At 46.5% G+C, this 15107-nt stretch carries 11 protein-coding genes; 3 read left to right on the top strand and 8 right to left on the bottom strand.

Going from position 1 to position 15107, the window contains the following annotated elements:
- Window positions 1–63: 63 nt before the first annotated feature.
- A complete protein-coding gene (locus tag KQI_RS0116980) occupies window positions 64–579 on the top strand; it encodes a thioredoxin family protein (RefSeq protein WP_010348043.1) in 516 nt (171 codons plus the stop codon).
- Between the two features lie 161 nt (window positions 580–740).
- On the opposite strand, the gene KQI_RS0116975 is transcribed toward KQI_RS0116980, so the two are convergent.
- Complete coding sequence (locus KQI_RS0116975) at window positions 741–2120, bottom strand: sugar phosphate nucleotidyltransferase (protein WP_010348042.1); 1380 nt, start codon at window positions 2118–2120, stop codon at window positions 741–743.
- Window positions 2121–2272: 152 nt separating this feature from the next.
- On the opposite strand from KQI_RS0116975, the gene KQI_RS0116970 reads away from it, so the two are divergent.
- The gene (locus tag KQI_RS0116970) at window positions 2273–2968 is read left to right on the top strand and encodes a response regulator transcription factor (protein ID WP_010348041.1); all 696 of its coding nucleotides are present in this window, start codon (window positions 2273–2275) and stop codon (window positions 2966–2968) included.
- A 40-nt stretch (window positions 2969–3008) separates the two neighbouring features.
- Here the strand turns inward: KQI_RS0116970 and KQI_RS0116965 are convergent, their stop codons facing one another.
- The 3 genes from KQI_RS0116965 to KQI_RS0116955 are packed head-to-tail and all read right to left on the bottom strand — an operon-like array spanning window position 3009 to window position 9666.
- A complete protein-coding gene (locus tag KQI_RS0116965) occupies window positions 3009–7436 on the bottom strand; it encodes a glycosyltransferase family protein (protein ID WP_010348040.1) in 4428 nt (1475 codons plus the stop codon).
- A 50-nt stretch (window positions 7437–7486) separates the two neighbouring features.
- On the bottom strand, window positions 7487–9220 hold the full coding sequence (locus tag KQI_RS0116960; RefSeq protein ID WP_010348039.1) for an ATP-binding protein: 1734 nt from the start codon (window positions 9218–9220) through the stop codon (window positions 7487–7489).
- On the bottom strand, window positions 9217–9666 hold the full coding sequence (locus tag KQI_RS0116955) for a hypothetical protein (protein ID WP_010348038.1): 450 nt from the start codon (window positions 9664–9666) through the stop codon (window positions 9217–9219). The genes KQI_RS0116960 and KQI_RS0116955 overlap by 4 nt, the downstream gene beginning before the upstream one ends.
- 45 nt (window positions 9667–9711) lie before the next feature.
- Between KQI_RS0116955 and KQI_RS0116950 the strand changes: the two genes are divergently transcribed.
- Complete coding sequence (locus KQI_RS0116950) at window positions 9712–10416, top strand: response regulator (protein WP_010348037.1); 705 nt, start codon at window positions 9712–9714, stop codon at window positions 10414–10416.
- On the opposite strand, the gene KQI_RS0116945 is transcribed toward KQI_RS0116950, so the two are convergent.
- From KQI_RS0116945 to KQI_RS0116930, 4 genes are read right to left on the bottom strand one after another with little or no spacing between them, the layout of a single operon-like run.
- On the bottom strand, window positions 10384–11295 hold the full coding sequence (locus tag KQI_RS0116945; protein WP_010348036.1) for a glycosyltransferase family A protein: 912 nt from the start codon (window positions 11293–11295) through the stop codon (window positions 10384–10386). The genes KQI_RS0116950 and KQI_RS0116945 overlap by 33 nt on opposite strands.
- Window positions 11255–12481 carry a glycosyltransferase family 4 protein gene (locus KQI_RS0116940; RefSeq protein ID WP_010348035.1) on the bottom strand — a complete coding sequence of 409 codons (1227 nt, stop codon included), beginning with the start codon at window positions 12479–12481 and terminating at the stop codon, window positions 11255–11257. The genes KQI_RS0116945 and KQI_RS0116940 overlap by 41 nt, the downstream gene beginning before the upstream one ends.
- Window positions 12465–13730 (bottom strand): polysaccharide biosynthesis protein, encoded by a 1266-nt coding sequence (locus KQI_RS0116935; protein WP_010348034.1) that lies wholly within the window; start codon window positions 13728–13730, stop codon window positions 12465–12467. The genes KQI_RS0116940 and KQI_RS0116935 overlap by 17 nt, the downstream gene beginning before the upstream one ends.
- A gap of 4 nt (window positions 13731–13734) precedes the next feature.
- Complete coding sequence (locus KQI_RS0116930) at window positions 13735–14856, bottom strand: glycosyltransferase family 2 protein (RefSeq protein ID WP_010348033.1); 1122 nt, start codon at window positions 14854–14856, stop codon at window positions 13735–13737.
- Window positions 14857–15107 lie beyond the last annotated feature (251 nt).

The raw sequence follows: 15107 nt of genomic DNA, 5'->3' as shown, positions 1-15107 counted from the left end.
TACAGTTAAAAATGGAAATATCATTTATACTCATAGTTATATTGTAAAAAAAGGAGGATTTCTGTGAAAAAAGCATATATCGCCGGATCAAGTGTCATTGTATTGCTTCTGATTGCCATTGCGATTTCTGCTGTATTTAAATTTCAGGGCCTGGAGCAAATGATTCAACAGAAAGACAAGGAGATTCAAGCGAGCAAGAGCAATTATCCCGAAATTTATGATTATTTAAATGCGGTTACAATGGATGGCTTTAAGAAACTGATCCAGCAGGATCAAAGTGTGTTCGTCTATGTTGGCAGACCCAGCTGTGGTGACTGCAACCGCTTTGAACCGAAATTTAACAAAATGATCGAAGAAAACGATCTGGGCTCGAAAATTACATTTTTAAACGTCCATAAAATTCATCAGGACAAAGCCCAATGGAATAAATTCAAAGCGGATTACAACGTCAAATACACTCCTACGATTGCAGAATTCAGACAGGGCAAGCTGGTTGATAAAATAGAATGGACACCTGAAAAAGACCTCAGTACGGATGCCGTAAAAGAGTGGCTGATTTCCAAGAAGCTTATTCAATAAGCCCCGTGCTACGCATTCACAGTACACGAACAGGTTATTCATACGAAAAAAAGGTATTCACGCAATTAACGCATGAATACCTTTTCTTGATATATACAAATCAGCTACTTTTGAAAAATAGTTCTTCCCTCTTCCCAACTCCCTGCTGTTGGTCACTTTCATCAATATCTGGGTCCCGATTTGTAGGCTGCCTGAGTGTCGGCCGGATTGGGGAATTCATATCGGCTAATATCCGTTTCTGATACGATATGCCCGATTTGTGACTCGATGAATTCCAGATCTCCCTCTACAGCCCCTATATAATGCTTTGTACCGGGTTCTACGACGATGACCTCACCGGGGCTGACCTTCTGTGTCACGCCACTGATACACACGCTTCCAGTGCCTGAGACGATGGTCCAGACTTCTTTGCGGAACTGATGCTCATGATAGCTGATAAATCTACCGGCTGAAATGACGACACGCTTGGTAACCGTCTGCAATCCATCTGCCGCTTGTTGGTGGGATAATACCGTTTGTTTCCCCCAGAAGCGCTCTTCAAAGCGCGGACCGATTTCAATTTCGGCCACCATATCCTTAATACCTGTAGAAGATTGTCGATCCGTAACCAGCACGCCATCGGGCCCGGCAACGACGATAATGCCCGGAACATTCCAGATGCTGACCGGAATCTCCAGTTCATTGATAATATGCGAGTCATGTGAAGCTTCTGAAATATAGCCAGGACCGCTCAGCTCTGAGCTCATCTCCCGCACCAGCGAATCCCAGGTTCCCAAATCCCTCCACTCTCCATGGTATGGAAGCACGGAGAGCTTGCGTGTATGTTCTACTACCGCAATATCGAAGCTGGTTTTGGGCAAGTCTGCATAATTTGTCGAAAGAGATTTATAGTCTGCTGGTAAACCCTTTTGCTCCAGTATATCCAACAAAAAACCGAGCCTGAAAGCAAACACCCCGCAATTCCATAAAGCTCCTTCACGGATCAATGCTTCCGAACGGATGAGATCCGGCTTTTCCACAAATGAGCTAACTCTATAAAATAGCTGGTCAGGCGAAGGAGATGACGAAGGCACAATGTATCCGTACTTATCTGAGGGCTCGGTCGGAGCTGCTCCCATCAGTGCGATATCACTCCCCGATTGCTCTAAAATAGAAGGGAGCCTGCGCAGATGCTCAAAAAATTCATCTCCCGCATATCCGTCCACCGGCATGACACCTACGATTTCGTCGCGTGAGGCACCTGCAACGTCATGCAAGTAGGCTGTAGCCAGTGAAATGGCTGGGAAGGTATCCCTCTGCGTCGGTTCCTCTATGACCACAGCATCTTCGCCAATTTGCCCCCGAATCAACTCAGCCTGAGTCCCACTTGTTGAAAAATAGGCCTCATCAGCCAAATTCGCTTCATCTAACTGTCGCCATATCCGTTGTAGCATGCTTTCGGGCCGTTCGTCATGGCGCAGGATGGAAAGAAACTGCTTGGGACGATTTACATTGGATAAGGGCCAAAGACGTTTACCCGAACCCCCGGATAATAAGATCATTCGCAAAGACGCAACCTTCTTTCTCTAAATTAAATTTTTTTCTTCTAATTAAGACTGTTCGTTTTTCGCATTTCTGCCGAATACATAAGTATGTATTATTGTGAAAAATACATACTTATGCAATGCTATTGTTTATACAGGAGATGTGAGTTATGCCCATAAAAATTATTATCATTGAAGATCAAAAAAGTTTGGCAGATATGATTGCTTTACATCTTCAGGAGGAAGGTTATCTCACCGAGATTGTCTATGATTGTAAACTAGCCATTCCTACACTTATGCGTTTTAAGCCTGATGTCATTGTGACCGATCTGATGTTTTCCGGTAAGGTCGAATGTGCACTGATCGGTCAAATCCGTCAATTTACTACGGTTCCTATGCTAGTCATCTCTAATAACACCTTGCTGAATATTAGGATAAAGGCTCTGGATGACGGTGCGGATGACTTTTTATGCCAGCCCTTCAGTCTAAGAGAGTTGAATGCCCGCATCAAAGCCCTGCTGCGCCGGAGTGGCAGCAACATGCCCACTGAATCGCAAACGATAACCCCTAAGATTAAAAAGGTAAGAGTTTGGGTGAATGATTACCGTCATAGCCTGTTAGTCGATGACGAGGAAATTGAAGTCACTCAAATCGAATTTTCCATTATAAAAGAGATGTCCTCCAATCCAGGGAAAGTCTTTACGCGCAGCGAGCTGATGGATCGGATCAAAGGCGGAGACGGCGCTTATCTGGATCGTACCATCGACGTACATATTTCCAGCCTTCGCAAAAAAATAGAACGTGACCCTAAAAATCCTCAGCATATCCGCACTGTCTGGGGCAGAGGCTACAAATACGAGATGTAGCCGTATCATGCCACCAGTTCTCCCCTGAGCAGCTTGCTTCTTATGGAACCCTTCGCTTTTTCCATCGCCGATAAGGAAGAAAACAAGCTGCTCCACTGAGTATCCCGATGATGAACAGTACCCAGCCAAAACGATAGGCGGAAGCCAGAATAACGACAACTTTCCCTTTTCCATTGCCATCGGTAATGAATCCGGTAGTCACGCCATTCACAGACAGACGAGCACGCTGATTTTCGCCTTGCAGTCTAAACTCCCATAGCGGGTTGGGTGACTCGGTCTCCCGAATCAACACCTGTTGATGCATTGGGTTATATAGCGTAAAGCTGCGTTCCATGGAGTTTTCACGAGTAGCCTGAATACTTTCCGAAGTATATGGAGCTACAAAGAAGGTTTCCATATCCGTTCCCTCAAACAACGTAAATTGATCCACTGTGATCATCGCTCGATAAGGAATGATGGAGTAGTTCTTCATCTGAAACAAGCCTGACTGCTTCTTGTGCGCATGTGCCAAAATCTGCAACTGCATAAAGGCGGTTCCAGCAGGAGCCTTTACAATCTGATCATAATGATTCCATTGCTCCTTATCTCTCTCCTCTACCTCGTCAATATATGAGGTTTGGAGAATTTGGGAGGCTTTATTCAAAAAAATGACCTTCATATGCCGGCTCCCAATTTGCTCTGACCGCGCATCCAGCTGCACGGAATATTCTTGTAGTGGCTCTGCCTTCATTTTCTGGGAAGCATAAATGTTCCAGTCACAAGAATAGCTTGGGGCATAACGGATGGATAGCCCCTCACCTGACAAAGACAGATTCGTCTGACCTGGCCGAATATCCGCCACACAGCCTACATTGCTGCTTAGGGATTCCCTCGTGTCCTCCTCAGGCATCGCCTTCACTTCCTCTCCAGCCATCCGATGAATATCTCCAAAGCTGCTCAAGGACGGAACCTGACTGTCCAGCACAAGTGTTAAGCGGTACTTACCCTTGGTTAAAAACAAATTCCTAAATTCTACTCGTCCATAATCATTCAGCAGATCAGGGACCTGAATGATTTGTTTGGAGAAACCATCCTGATTGGGCACCGTTTCAATAACCCGATGTTCGGATGAAGAGGTAGTGGGCAAGCGCTTATACTCCTCACCTGTACGAATTGTTCTTGTCAGCACCTCTCCTGTCTCTTGATTTGTCCATTTCATCGTCAGTGCCCCATGATACCCGGAGGGTAAATCAGCCAGAATAGCGGTGGAGTAAGTGCCTGTTTTGGCGACATCCACATTCCTGCTTAATGTGCCTTTCTGAAAGCTGATTCCCCGGCCCATACTGAGTCGTGGAAGAGCACGTTCTGTCTGCACATTCCCTTCGACGTTAAAATCGTTCTCTGCCTCGAAGGTGAAGAAGAGCTTGCCCCGCTTCAACGCCTGCTCTACCGGAAAAGTCAGCTTATCCAGCTGATCTATAGGTACAATCGCAAATTGATTGACCGCATTAAAGCCCTGCAGGTTAGTTACCGTGATCGGAGTGTCTCCTTTGGGAAAGGCATGCTCTCCCAGATCGACCCATTGGAATTGGTTTAAGCCCTCATCCTGGGTTTTAATGTCAACCACTCTGTCCGGCAGTGCGACTTGCAATTTTCCGCCTGCCTTATTCATAAACACTCTGGCATACACATGCGAGGTTTGCGGTTGATCCAGCTTTTTATGCATGGTAAACGAATTAGGCTTGCTGTATTTCCCCAAATCACGTAGTTGGATATCGTGAATCCACCAATAGTTTTTTTGCTGTGGACGTTGCAGGGTTAACAAATCCATTCGCATCCAATAGCTGCCGGGCGGCGATACATATTCCCCGTAGAATTTTACACCGTCAAAATTATATCCCTCTGAAGGCGCCACAACATAGCTAACCCCCAGCTCACGCATTTGCTTATCGTAAAACCTCATTTTTACATGCATTTTGTTCGTCCCGCGACCGGAAACGGTGATTTGGAACTGATACGGATTATTTTCCTTGGCTTCCAGCAGCCCGGATCTGGCGACCTGCCATATATTACTCGGGTCCCCCTTCATAATCTCACCGTGCAAAGTCGGCACATCATTCAATTCCTCACGGGGGTTAGCCTGCACACTGAACAACTGCGGATTATCCGGCTTGAAAAAGGTTTCCGTCTTCAGCATAGAGTCAAAATCCACGACTGTGTTCCCTTCGATGCTGCTCATCTGATAAGGGGCCACATCCAGCTTTTTACTGGCAAAGGTGACCGCAATCCCTGCATCCATTTCCATATCAAACGGAAAGTTCCGTATACCTTGGGAGGATAAATACCACAGCCATTCGCTGGTCGAAGCAAAGGTTTTGGACCATTTCAAAAAGGCATTGCCATCCTCAATCGCATCAAAAGGCTTCAAGTAATCCGCTGCCGGAAGCTGAGACAACAGCAAATCATTAAAGGAGGCCGCTTCCACATAATCCCCTTTGTTGACCGTCTGAACTGTGTTCAGCTCAGGCTTTAACGTACTGAACAGCACCCCGAAGCGACTAAAATCAAACCCAGGCATATGACTGTAGCTCTCCAATCGGCTAAACCCGTAAGGTGTCACAATTTTACTCGCCAGGATGTTCATATAGGGCGGTGCCTGATCCAGATTAAATATGGAAAATAGCCCGTTTTTGTAGGTACGCTTCAATCCAGTCTGACCTTCCAGCTGGGACAGGTGAAAATCCTGGCGCTTCTCCTGTCCCACATATTCATCATGGTAGACCAACTGGTTAGCGCCAAAGGTGGAGAACAGCCAGCCTAACCGGGAGCTCAGTCCATTGTCCATAACATATTGCAGAAAATTCAAATAGTACGTAATCCCGGGGTCATTTCCCTCATGATGGAAGATGGTATTTTTGGGAGAAGAATATACCTGGAAATCTCCGGTCGCCTTCTCGGTTGCAGTCTTCCCTTTATTCCATTTGGGCGTGGCTACTCCGTTATAGCTTTGGATCATATTGTCGGCAATTGGAAAGTACAATGCCTTACTGTCATAACGATCCGGGTCCGTCAGCTTTTCAGCCATTTGGCTATAATCCGTTGGCACTTGAACCGGCTTGTAGTACCCCTCAATGAACTGAGTACGCAAGGGAGCAAAATACACACCCAGACACAAGACGACGATAACCAATGCCAGCCTTTTATACACACGCTGCAATGTCGATGATCCGAACCATTCCATAAACTGAATTACGCCAAAGGTCAGCAGCACCCCAAAGTTAAGAGCGATCAGACCAATAAATTTATTGGGATCACGGAAAACCGAGCCAATCACAGGAGTCTTCGTAACCAAAAGGACAAACCACTTGGCAATGGATGGAAACGTCGTCCCGGTAGCTGCGACCAGAAACAGCACCGTAAGCAATGAAAAAATCAGAATGATCGGATTTTTATGTGAACGGGTTACCATCGCATAACCGATTAATAGCAGTAAAAATCCTCCTCCGACATAAAATAGGGCGGGCAGTGAGGAAAAGGAGAACATAGGCCACCAATAGCTCAATAAATAACCGACATTAGATAAGCTGCTATTACGGCTGAACAGAGACAACGTATCCACGACGTTGATATTGTGCTGAGATGCCTGAGCATCCATCAGTATGCTGCCGACATACAAGGACAACCAATAAAAGCTGAGTAGACCAAAAAATACACCAAAAATAATACCTTTACGCAAAAAATTGCCGTATAACGGCTGTAAATAAGTGCGTCCGGCCTTACGGTGGGTCCACGTCAGCTTGATCAATAACAGCATGGTGAACAAGCCCAAATAAATCATGCCGAAGAAAAAATAATGAATGGCCGCAGCACTAACGGTGAATACCGCAGCCAACAGGAACAGGTCGATCCAGTTCCGCTGATACAGCTTGTGCGGATGATAGTTTTTAATTTGTTGAATTTGAAATTTAGGATCAACCGCACTGAAAAAGAATCTCAGCATTAACGGAAACAAACTATATCCACAAAGCAAGTAAATATGCTGAATGCGGAAAATAACCCACGGATTCAGCGCATAAAACAACGAACCGACCATAATGGCAAAAATACGGGTTTTCGTAAAGCTCGGTGAATAATACACACTGACCAGCCGTTTGGCAAAGGCATACATCGAAAAAGCCGAAATAAATAACAGCCCCGTGATAAAAGACTTCAGCAAGACCGGCCCGCTCTCGTCAAATATCAGTGAAAGTACATAGAAGGGCAAAATATACAAGATACGTGGAGCATTGAACAAGGTCGAGGTAGACCATCGTTCGTTCCATACCCCTGTTATTTCTTCCAGATACCGATGAGAGGTGGCTCCAAAGGCAATGTCGCTAAACACAATTTGCCCTGGTCCATAGATGGGGGCAAGATATGTAACAACGGCAATCAGCATCAACATCATTGCCGCCATATCATAGCGATAGCGAAATACCCATTTTTTCATGCTCAGCCCCCTCTCTTGAATTTCTCGTTTATCTGTCGTTTATCTTTGGGCTATCTTCTCAATTGAACAATGGCCTGCAAGCCTTGATCCGTATTGCGCAGCTTTAAGCGACCGCCTATCGTTTTCAGGTATGCATCCATATGATACAGGCTGAAGGTATGCTCCTGCGAGCTCTGGGAATAATCCGGCTGGAAATAGCTCCAGCGCATTTTATCATCAATCCCGCCGCCTGTGTCTTCAATAACAATAATAATTTCTCCTTCTTCAAGCCGTGAACTCACCTTGAGTATGTGAGGCTTGCGCTTGGATCGAAACCCTGTTCGGCCTCGCTCCTGATTCTCTACCGGCTCTCCACCTCGACTCATGGCCTGTGCTGCATTTTCCAGCAGCCCCTGAATCGTTTTGTACAGCATCGGCGCTTGTGCTGCAATGGATGGAACAGGCTCTTGCCGCAGGATAACCTGAATGTTCTTCATGTTCAACGAACGGTTCGCCCATTTCAGCGACTCGGACAATACCTCATTCATATCGGTGAAGCTAATCCCACTATTATCATGCATCTTTTCTTCCAGCTCATCGCGCAGGGTACGCACTCCTGTCAGCAGCTCTCCCATTGAGGTTTCCTGTCTGAGGCGACCCTGGATGAAATTTTCATTCAACTCACGGAAGTACTCCAGTTCCTCATGAGATGCTCCTTTTCCCTGGCTGGAAGCTGCTTCAAAGCGGTTGGCCAGATCATGATAGAAGCCCAGCAGCTTCAGATCATCACCGCCTGTCATACGGGCAGTCTGCTCTTGCAGCTCCTGCAGCCGCTGCTCAATCGTCTGCATTAACGGCAAATAGTAGGTGTCCTGTTGCTGCCGCATATCCTCATCCCGCCGCTGGTCACGCACCTGACTATTGACGATGGCATCCTTCACAATTCGTTTGCGGAACTGTATAAGCATGGCCCACAGCATAAGCAATATCAGAGCCATGACCATCAACAACTTTTTGCGAAAAGAGCTGATGCGCTCTGCAATCTCCTGACCAGGATCTTTAACCGATATGTAAAGCGCCTCTTCCCCAACGCGACTGAACCCTATTCCATATTTCACTCCGCTATCTTCAATGGCGCCCGTATTGCCCTCCAGCAGCCTGCGGGTTACGTTTGTAATATCCGTTCGGTTAATATCCGGTGAATTGCGGGAAGCTACAACCTTAAATTGATTACTATAAAATAAAACCTCGTGCTGATCGACCGGTTTACTTTTAATGATTCCGCTAAGCATGTCAGCGTCAATGGTACGCACCATGAAGCCACCCATCTGCGCCCCTTGAATCCTGCATACCATATACTGGGCAGGCTGATGATCCTCTGTTACAAAGGGGCTAGCGGCACAACCGTTTTGTAGCCATTTTATCTGCTGCACCGCACTCTTCATCTCACGGTTTTCTTGTCCGGCAATCACATGATACTGTTCATCCAGCACATAAAAGGACCCGGTTTCACGCTTAAACCCCTGGGGGTATAGACGCTTTCCCTGATTCAGCATATCTCTTCCCAGACCGGAAGACAAATCCTTCAGTTCAGCCTGCCATGCAGTATAACGCTCGGTTACACTGGCGGACAGTCCCTGCACCTCATACTGGAGCTGCTCATTTTGAATTTCTGCCAAGTGACTGTTGAATTGCCGTACGACAAACCATTGAAGCACAGCAGCCAAGAACACAGTCACGCACAGAACGATCAGGTACAGGATCAGCTTTTGCCAACCCGGTTTCAACAAAGCCCATTGCTTCATGCTTCCCTGTCCCCTCCATTTTGTTCAAGACGGCCCAAAATAGCCTGCATCAAGCATTCCAGCTCGTAGCTGACCAGCGGCAGCCGTGCACACAGCAGCCGGGGAGTCCGACGCTGCAGTGCGGTAAACCTCGCGGCGGTTTCCGGCGCCTCGTCGGTCAGCAAAATCAACTCGCATGTTTTTGCAATATATAAGCCATCCAGTTCTTCTTCGCCATACTCCCGAAGATCAACCACATAAATATCATGACGATTATCCATGTGCTGAAGTGCACTGGATACGGTCAGGGTTACACCCGTATGCCGCACAGCATGATACTGATGAAGCAGACGCATGCCTTTTTCCCAGAGCGCATGTTCAGCCGAATCGAACCGTTCACAGAAAATACGCAACGCCCGTTCTGCATTGACATCTTTCAAAAATGCCAAAACGCTGATATTATACATGTAGTTCCTCATTTCTTACTTCATGAATGGAGTTGCGCAGTTGCTATGACACCCCAAAATATTCTATTTGTTGATGACAGCCCTATGGTTCTGTCCCTGCTAGAACGGACATTAACGCAAGAAACATTCACCTTACATACCGCTAACACACCCAAAGAAGCATTACAGGTGCTGGAACAGCACCCTATTGATGTAGTGGTATCCGATCTGCTCATGCCTGGTCTGGACGGGATCACGTTCCTTCGTATGATTAAGAAGGACTATCCGCATATCGTACGGATCATTTTGTCAGGTCACCTGCATACGCAGTCCATTTTATCGGCAATTAATCAAGTCGGCGTGTTCCGCTTTTTGACAAAACCACTGGAACTGGATGACGATACGCTAAAAAAGATACTGTATGAGGCACTGGATCAGGCCCAGCTCAATCGAAGCAGCCAGTGTGCAGATCAAAATGTGGCTCATGGCTTGTCGGTATTTATTGACAGCATTCTGAATGCTCCGTATCGGCCTTATGTGCTGCTCAATGATCAGCATATTGTAACTGCTGTACACGCTGCGCTCGCTGAGCTGTATCCTGTGGGCAGCTCACTTCGTCATCCTGACCGTGATGGTATTCAGTTAACGGCGCATTCATTGTACATACCGTATGAGGAGTCGGAATCTTCCGATCCCGACCTGTACACGCTGGATACGCTGACTGTGGGCCATTCATCCTTACGCCTTATCCGCCTTAGCGAGATCGCCTGAGTGACGGTTGCCGCCCTTTAACACGGCGGCAGCCCCAATCACGGTCAGACATGTATACATCCACAGCATGCCCACCGTCAACAGCGGGTGACGAATGTAACGTTTCAAATTCCCCCATGTATACAGCACCGGACGGAAGAAGTACCAGCGTTCCAGTGCCTTACGCAAGCCCCCCTTTTCGGATGACATCGTACGATCCATCACCGAAAAATAGTAGGCTTTTTTACGCAATACATCTTGCAGGTATACCTTTTTTTCATCATGATATACCCGTGTAAATACCGCCCGGCGAATGACTCCGCCAGCCTCTATATAGCGTAAGGTCGGCTGTATTTCTTCGAAAGCAATCTGCTCCGCATTAAAGCCGCCTGTCGATTCATAAGCGCTCATTCGCCAGAAGCGTGCTGCTTCAATGGAGCGTTTTCCCAAGGTTTCACCCGCGTTGTTAATCACATTGCGCTCGAAGACTTTCACCTTGGAAAAAAAATTGTCCGCTTCCGAATACGCCTCCTCAGGAATAACCAGGGCGCCAATGTCCTGATGATCGTCAAAAAAGTCGATACTCTGCTGGATCAAATGCTCAGCTAAAATCATATCGGAATCCAATACAAGTATGTATTCGGCACCCAAACGATTCGCCTCTTCAACTGCCTTGACTCTCGCGACTCCACGCTCCCCGTGGGGAAGCTCCAATACCGTAACGGGTACTGAGCCTCCTGCCGACAGCGTACGAATCACCTCCACAGTCCGGTCATTCGAGCCATCATCGGCAATCACAATATGCAAGTCCTTGTAATTTTGCCCCATACAGCTGCGCAAACATGGTTCTATTGTCTGCTCATTGTTGTATGTGGAGAAGAGAATGACCACTTTGTCCACTCTGTTCCGCCTCCTTTGTCCAATCTCCCATCAACTGTTCAAACGTAGCTGCGGTATGATCAAAATGAAATCTTAACGCATACTGATATGCCCGCTCGCGAATGGCCATGTAATCTTCGCCACCCTTTGCTGCTCTTTCCATCTGCTCAGATAAGCCCCGGATGTCACCGTGAAAGCATAGATATCCGCTTTTCCCAAAATCCGTCGCATCCACCAAACCAGGTGAATTGCTGACAATGCTTGGGGTTCCAACGGCTGCCGCTTCGGTAATCGTCAAGCCCCAGCCTTCACGCAGGGATGGAAATACAAGCGCGTGGGCACGGCTCATCAGCTCCAGCTTATGCTCTGCTGAAACGAATCCGAAAAAGGTAACATCAGCTTGGGATTGCCCTTGCTCATCCGGTTCTCCATAAGTCAAACCATATCGTTTCATAATCGGTAATAATTGTTCTGCCACATACGTTTTATCGGTTTTTCCGACAATCCACAATATAGCTTGTGGGAATTTTTTCTTGAGTCGTCCAAAGGCTTCAACGACCAGATCAATCCCTTTATATTTCACAAAACGTCCGGCATACATAAAGGTCGGACTGGACTCCTTCGCTAAAAACTGTTCACGCGGCCAGTGTTCAAACTCAATGCCTTCCGGCAAGAGATGAACACGATCCGGGTGAAAGCCCATCTTAAGCAAATCATACCGGGTAGAAGGGGAAACAGTGAGTGTACGATCCTTGCGAGCCAGCTTGAGCATCAACGGCTCCAGATGAAATCCGATAAAATTCAGTGGAAATCTAGCATTTTGATACCATATTTCCCTTGTTAACTGATGTATAAAAAAGATTCGCTTGGATGCCTCGACCCAAAAACGGGTAAAGAACTGGTGCGTATTCGCCTGATTAATGACATAATCAATATGCTTGCGATGACGCCGATAATAGCGCATGGCAAAATAAATAACGCTGTATATATTTCCTTTTCGGATATAGGTAATTCCATCTATGATTTCATGCTCAGGCAATCCCTCAAATTGGGGCGAAAAATGAATGAAATGAAAGCGGCCTTTCTGTGAGCGTTTTAGCATCTCATGGGTGAAAACTTCTGCTCCTCCGCTTTTAGGCGAACGAATGTCACGCCAGGATAGCAATAGAACTACAGTTTTGCCGTCCTGTTCATGTATTGTATTCATGAGGTGAATCCCCCCTTATCTTTATTTTGAACAAATAGAAATAGGCATCTACCACAAAGTAAAGAGACATGGCGCCATACACCACCAGCTCAGACAATAAAAAGTCGGAAGGCTCTTTGTGGGCCATATGAAAGGCCACCAGTAAAGCCGCCGCTCCTGCGATTAAGCTGAACATAGATTTGCGTCTGCCCACCAATACATGCATATGAACAAAGAACAGCACGATGGAAAACAGCCAGTACACCCATCCTCCCCATGGAATAAAAGCTTCTGCCGACTGATAGGAAGGCCCGAACAATACAGGAATCGATGATGGGAACACAAAGGTCGTACCTACATACACACAGATGGCTGCCACAGCCATTAATCCGCCATAAACAGCGATCAGCTTCCCCAAGGCTTGACGGTCATGACCATGCGCACCGAGCTTTGGAATAAAAGCAGCGATCAGACTGTACGAAACGTAATAGACCAATTGGCTGTACTTCAGCGCAATGGCATAACTGCTGGCCTGTTCCGGAAAATAATGCTGCACATACAGCATGTCAATGGAGATGCAAAACAAAATAAATAAGTTCGTTATGAGACTATCCGTAAAATCCTGACCTAGTGATTTCCATAGCCCGGAAGGTATACGTTCTCCACGGTTACTGAATAAGGATAAGCCCCGAGCCGAAACGATCCAGCCGTGAAGCAGCGACATCAACATCCCCCCACAGCTCGCCAGCAGCAAGGCCTCCAGCTTTAACCCCAATGCGGCCAAAACAAAAAACAGGCCCAGCTTCCCAAAAACCTCAATATAGTAGTTCACATTGAGTGCCAGCATGCGTTCCCTGCCCTGTAAATCTCCGCGGCAAGAGCTCACGAGGATATGCAACCCTACCAGGCCATACAACATGAACAACGGACCGGATTCGACGCCCAATAGCGAGCGCAGCAACGGATGAAAGACCACCAGTATGACTATGGCAAGCACGGTGAGTAACAAAGGAGCTTTTAGCAAGAGAGAACCAAGCGGTAGACTGCGTAGCGGAAGCTTGTGGTCTCCCTTGGAGACCAGCTTGGCGGTTAATAGCTGGATCGATAAACCCAAAACGGACAACAGTGCAAAGAGGGCCAGCAGCGCGTTCGCCTGACCATAAGCTTGTCCAGTAAGATACCAGCTTGCTGCAATGTGGAAGAAAAAATTAAATCCGTTCAGCAGCACATTAAAAAAAGGAAACATCAACGGACGCAATCGGTTGTTCACGTTGTTATCTCACCCGCCGATCCAGCCGCCAAATATCAATAATGGAACGTAGAAAACGAATGGAATCCTTAAAGACATCAATGTGCGATCCATCCCGGTCAATACACTTGACGGGGAGTTGCAGCACACGAAGCTGGAGTCGCTTGGCGATAAACATCATTTCCAAATCCAGTGCCAGCCCAAGCTGCTCCTTCAAATGTGGAAACATCCTCTTCACTGCCATAGAGCTCATGACTTTAAGCCCTGTCTGCGAATCCACCACACCTGTCGGTAAAAACGGGCGGGAAACCATTCGTTTGCCAAAGCTGACGATAGATCGTAATAAAGAGCGATTTTCGGCTGTCATATCCTTGGTTCCAATCACGACATCGTAGTAGCCCTGTCGAACCACATTAATCATTCTGGCAATATCCTCAATAAAAAAGGAATCGTCCGCATCCACAAATACGTAGTAATCCGCACCGATGGTTCGCATCCCTTCCAAATACGTTCCTGCCTTACGGGTATTGCGCCCCAACTCCCTGGTTTGAAGCAAAGGACTAAGATTCTGATTAATCCGGTTGACGGACAAATCCGTTGTTGCCTTCAACGCTCTAATCAAGGTATTCGTACTATCGTGGCTGCCATCATCAATGAGATAAATGGAGCCTTCTACAAGATGGCTGCGAATAAAGGTTTGCAGGCGTTTAGCAAATGCCTCGACGTGTACAAAACGTTGCTCCTCGTTATATACAGACAGAATGAAGGCAATATGTTGGCCTTTGGCCGAATACTCAGGGTAGAGCAAGCTTTGTATTTCTGACAGCACTTCCTCGTTGTCATTGGCTTGCCAAAATAGTAGGCGTAAACGGCCTATTCCGGTGATCTGCACCATATGCTGATCACTGAATGGAGCCGTTACATCCGTTACCACCAGCAGTGGCATTTGTGGAAATTGACTACGAATTTGATTGGCGATCCGCACAGCTTCCTCCGGTTCCCTGTAATCGATCAGGCAACAACATGCGTCTACATAGACTGAAGCTGCCTCAGGGTCCCTGCATTGTATAGATTGGTAAAAATGAATCACATTGGGATAATCAATAGCCCTGTCATTATCGCTAAAAATGGCTATAGGCCCCTGCACACAAACCTCTCCTTTTCCTCCGAATAGTTCTATTTTGTTGAAAAAGGATTAAAAATGTTTGCTTAGAGGCGTTAAATCGATGTGCAAATCCTTCATAATTTCTTAATAAAATACCTGACATACCGTGATACATAAGGAAAAAGGAAAATAACAATGTTTTTTATATTTTGTAAAAATAGAGTATTAAGACCTGATTCATAAGAACCAAAAACAATAAAATTATTGTATTTTTCAATATTAATAATTGGTTC

Source organism: Paenibacillus peoriae KCTC 3763 (assembly GCF_000236805.1).
Taxonomy (GTDB): domain Bacteria; phylum Bacillota; class Bacilli; order Paenibacillales; family Paenibacillaceae; genus Paenibacillus; species Paenibacillus peoriae.
The sequence above is the reverse complement of the archived record's forward strand: the minus strand, read 5'-3'. Positions and strand labels throughout refer to the sequence as shown.

Coding starts and splice junctions, on each gene's coding strand:
- KQI_RS0116975 (WP_010348042.1), bottom strand. CDS start 2,120: ATGATCTTATTATCCGGGGGTTCGGGTAAACGTCTTTGGCCCTTATCC.
- KQI_RS0116970 (WP_010348041.1), top strand. CDS start 2,273: ATGCCCATAAAAATTATTATCATTGAAGATCAAAAAAGTTTGGCAGAT.
- KQI_RS0116965 (WP_010348040.1), bottom strand. CDS start 7,436: ATGAAAAAATGGGTATTTCGCTATCGCTATGATATGGCGGCAATGATG.
- KQI_RS0116960 (WP_010348039.1), bottom strand. CDS start 9,220: ATGAAGCAATGGGCTTTGTTGAAACCGGGTTGGCAAAAGCTGATCCTG.
- KQI_RS0116955 (WP_010348038.1), bottom strand. CDS start 9,666: ATGTATAATATCAGCGTTTTGGCATTTTTGAAAGATGTCAATGCAGAA.
- KQI_RS0116950 (WP_010348037.1), top strand. CDS start 9,712: ATGACACCCCAAAATATTCTATTTGTTGATGACAGCCCTATGGTTCTG.
- KQI_RS0116940 (WP_010348035.1), bottom strand. CDS start 12,481: ATGAATACAATACATGAACAGGACGGCAAAACTGTAGTTCTATTGCTA.